The 3,074-nt window shown below is 71.6% G+C and carries 4 protein-coding genes; 1 reads left to right on the forward strand and 3 read right to left on the reverse strand.

Annotated elements, in window-relative coordinates; all coding sequences use genetic code 11:
* From HUW36_RS29440 to HUW36_RS29450, 3 genes are all read right to left on the reverse strand, one after another.
* On the reverse strand, positions 1–294 hold a 294-nt coding region (locus HUW36_RS29440; RefSeq protein ID WP_343044375.1), incomplete at its 3' end, for a PmbA/TldA family metallopeptidase.
* Positions 291–1,727, reverse strand: coding sequence for a TldD/PmbA family protein (locus HUW36_RS29445; RefSeq protein WP_174531096.1), 1,437 nt, complete (start codon positions 1,725–1,727; stop codon positions 291–293). The genes HUW36_RS29440 and HUW36_RS29445, both read right to left, overlap by 4 nt.
* Before the next feature lie 192 nt (positions 1,728–1,919).
* A complete protein-coding gene (locus tag HUW36_RS29450) occupies positions 1,920–2,468 on the reverse strand; it encodes a Uma2 family endonuclease (RefSeq protein WP_174531097.1) in 549 nt (182 codons plus the stop codon).
* A 240-nt stretch (positions 2,469–2,708) separates the two neighbouring features.
* Between HUW36_RS29450 and HUW36_RS29455 the strand changes: the two genes are divergently transcribed.
* Positions 2,709–3,074, forward strand: a 366-nt coding sequence (locus tag HUW36_RS29455) for an ATP-binding cassette domain-containing protein (RefSeq protein WP_174531098.1), incomplete at its 3' end; no start/stop codon positions are given.

The following is a 3,074-nucleotide window of genomic DNA, read 5'->3' on the forward strand; positions in this document are numbered from 1 at the left end:
CCAGGCCGGATCGGGCGGGGCCACCCGGGCCGCCGCCCGGGTCCGCTCGACCAGCGCGGCCAGCCCGTCCGGGTCGATCCGGTTGCCGCCGCCCGCGGCGGTCCGCCCGTCGACGTGCAGCCGTACCTGGATCGCGGTGCCCGTCTCGGCGACGTTCTGGTGGATGAAGGAGTTGGCGAAGCGGGTGAGCGCGAGGTCGGTGCGGGTCACCAGCACCTCGGCCTCGGCACCCGGCCCGGCCACGTGCCGGACCAGCTCCACCACCCGGGCCGCGAGATCCTGTTCGGTGCTCACGCCCGCACCCCCACCCGGACACCGCGGAAGCGGGCCGGCGCGGCCGGATGCCCGGTGTGCCCGACCTGGCCGGGCTGCCCCTTGCCGCAGTTGGGCGTGCCCCACGGGACGATCTCCGAGGAGAGCATGTCCATCGACCGCCAGAAGACCGGCCCGATGCCGGTGTAGGTGGGGTTGCGCAGCATCCGCCCCCGGCGGCCCTTCTTCACCTCCCAGCCGACCTCGCAGCCGAACTGGAAGTTGAGCCGCTTGTCGTCGATCGACCAGGACCTGTTGATGTCCATCAGCACCCCGTCGTCGGTGGCCGCGATGATCTCGTCGAGCGTGTGCGGGCCGGGTTCCAGGCCCACGTTCGTCATCCGCACCATGGGCAGCCGGGCCCAGCCGTCGGCCCGTACGCTGCCGCCGTGGTCCAGGCCCGCGACGGCGGCCGAGTCCCGGCCGGCGAGCACCCCGACCCACCGCCCCTCGCGGACCGCGTCCCGGGCGACCGCCGGGGAGCCCTCGTCGTCGAAGCCGAAGCTGCCCAGCGCGCCCGGGATGGTCGGGTCGATCGTCACGTTCATCAGCTCGGAGCCGTAGCGCAGCGAGCCGAGGCGGGCCAGGTCGAGCCAGGAGGTGCCGGCGAAGGCGGCCTCCCAGCCGAGGATGCGGTCCAGCTCGATGGCGTGCCCGACCGACTCGTGGATCTGCAACGCGAGCTGCTCGCCGCCGAGGATCAGGTCGGTCTCGCCGGCCGGGCACTCCGGAGCGGTGAGCAGCTCACGGGACTCCTCGGCGATCCGGGCGGCGTGCGCGGCCAGGTCGAGCGAGGTGACCAGCTCCCAACCGGTGGTGCCGTACTGCCCGCGGTAGCTCGGGTAGGACCGGCGCTGGGTCTCGCCGTCGCCGATCGAGGTGGCCGAGATGCCGCCGCCGCACTCCCGGATGTGCTGGTCGATCCGGTGGCCCTCGCTGGAGACGAACCACTTCGTGGTGTCCCAGATCTGGTAGAGCCCTTCGGCCAGGTCGGCCCCGTGCTCCCGCATGGTCGCGGTGGCGCCGACAAGCAGGTCGCCCTTGTCCGACAGCGGCACCCCGAGCGGGTCGACCGCGCAGGTCGAGGCCCAGCTCGCCACCGCCGCCTCGACCGGCACCAGGTCGATCGGCGGACCGGAGACCCGCGCGCTCGCGGTGGCGATCGCCGCGGCGCGCCGACCGGCGTCGCGGGCCGCCGCGTCGGACAGCTCGGGTACGGCGTGGAAGCCCCACCCCGAACCGACGAGCGCGCGGACACCCAGGCCGATGCTCTCGTGCTGGGTCAGCTCCTCGACGTCACCGTTGCGCGCCGACATCGACTCGTAGCGGCGGTGCATCACCCGGGCGTCGGCGTAGCGGGCTCCGGCGTCGAGGGCGGCCTGCACGGCGGCGGTGGCCGCGTCGAACTCGCTCATGCCGGCGCTCCGCTTCGCTGCGCGCCGCCATGAGGCACGACCGCACTGCGTTGACGATTCGCTCGCTCACGCTCGCTCATGCCGGCGCTCCGCTTCGCTGCGCGCCGCCATGAGGCACGACCGCACTGCGTTGACGATTCGCTCGCTCACGCTCGCTCATGGGCCGACCCTAGGCGAGCGCACCGACATCCGTCAGGGGACGAGATCCTCCGGCCGGATCGTCGCCCGGACGGGGTCGGTCAGCTCCAGCACGTCGGCGGGCTTGGTCACCGACACCTCCCGGTAGTGCCGGCCCTGGCGACGGTAGAGGTGCAACGTGCCGGTCTCCTGCTCGACCAGCAGGTACCACTCGATGCCGGCGGCGGCGTAGTAGTGCATCTTGAGCACCTTGTCGGTCGCCGCGTTGCTCGGTGAGATGACCTCGCAGACGAGCCGCACGTCCCGCGCCTCGATCATCGGTTCGTCGAAGTCGATCGGCTCGGTGACGACCAGGTCGGGAATCGGTATCCGGCCCGGCCTGAGCCGGACGTTCACCGTCTCCAGCAGCTCCAGGCCCACGCGCCGCGCCGCGGCTTCGAGCAGGTTGCCGAGGTTCCGCTGGATCCGCTGGTGCCGCGGGGTGGGCGCTGGGGTCACGTGGAGGCTCCCGTCGAAGAGCTCGACGCGTTGCTGCGTCTCGCCGAGGGCGAGGTACGCCTCTTCGGTCCACGGGCCGTCGTGGCCGAACACCGCCGCGGTCATGGTCACCTCCACCTCGTGCCGGCGGGAATCTTCCCTTCGTCGCCGGGACCATGGTCGCACCTCAGGTGCGCCGCCGAGACGACGATGCCCACTCGCGTCGGTGAATGTCCCAGGTGAGGGCTGTTCAGGTCGGAAACCCAGTCGTTACGCTCTGACCGCTGACAGCCCAGCCTTTGTAGCTTATTTTCGCCTCCAGAGGTTTCCTGTAGGTTCTCTTCATCATCGAAGGGGAGGCGGTCAATGGGCAGGTCGGAGGCGGTGCCGTCCGGGGAGCCGGACCGCCGGGACGTGCCGGAGCAGCGCTCCGGCGACGGGCCCTATCTCCAGGTCAAGGATCTGCGGGTGCGGTTCGACACCGAGGACGGCGTGGTGAAGGCCGTCGACGGGGTGTCATTCGCCGTTGAGCGGGGTCGCACGCTCGGGATCGTGGGTGAGTCCGGATCCGGGAAGAGCGTCACGTCGTTGGCGATCCTGGGTCTGCACAACTCCAAGCGGGCGTCGATCTCGGGGGAGATCTCGGTGGGTGGGCGTCAGTTGGTGGGTCTGGCGGAGGAGGAGGTGCGGCGGCTGCGGGGTCGGGACATGGCGATGATCTTCCAGGATCCG

The sequence above is a fragment of the Micromonospora maritima genome (assembly GCF_902825405.1).
Lineage (GTDB): Bacteria > Actinomycetota > Actinomycetes > Mycobacteriales > Micromonosporaceae > Micromonospora > Micromonospora maritima.

Excerpts from the sequence above, each read along its gene's own strand:
- HUW36_RS29445 (WP_174531096.1), bottom strand. The coding sequence starts at position 1,727 with ATGAGCGAGTTCGACGCGGCCACCGCCGCCGTGCAGGCCGCCCTCGAC.
- HUW36_RS29450 (WP_174531097.1), bottom strand. The coding sequence starts at position 2,468 with ATGACCGCGGCGGTGTTCGGCCACGACGGCCCGTGGACCGAAGAGGCG.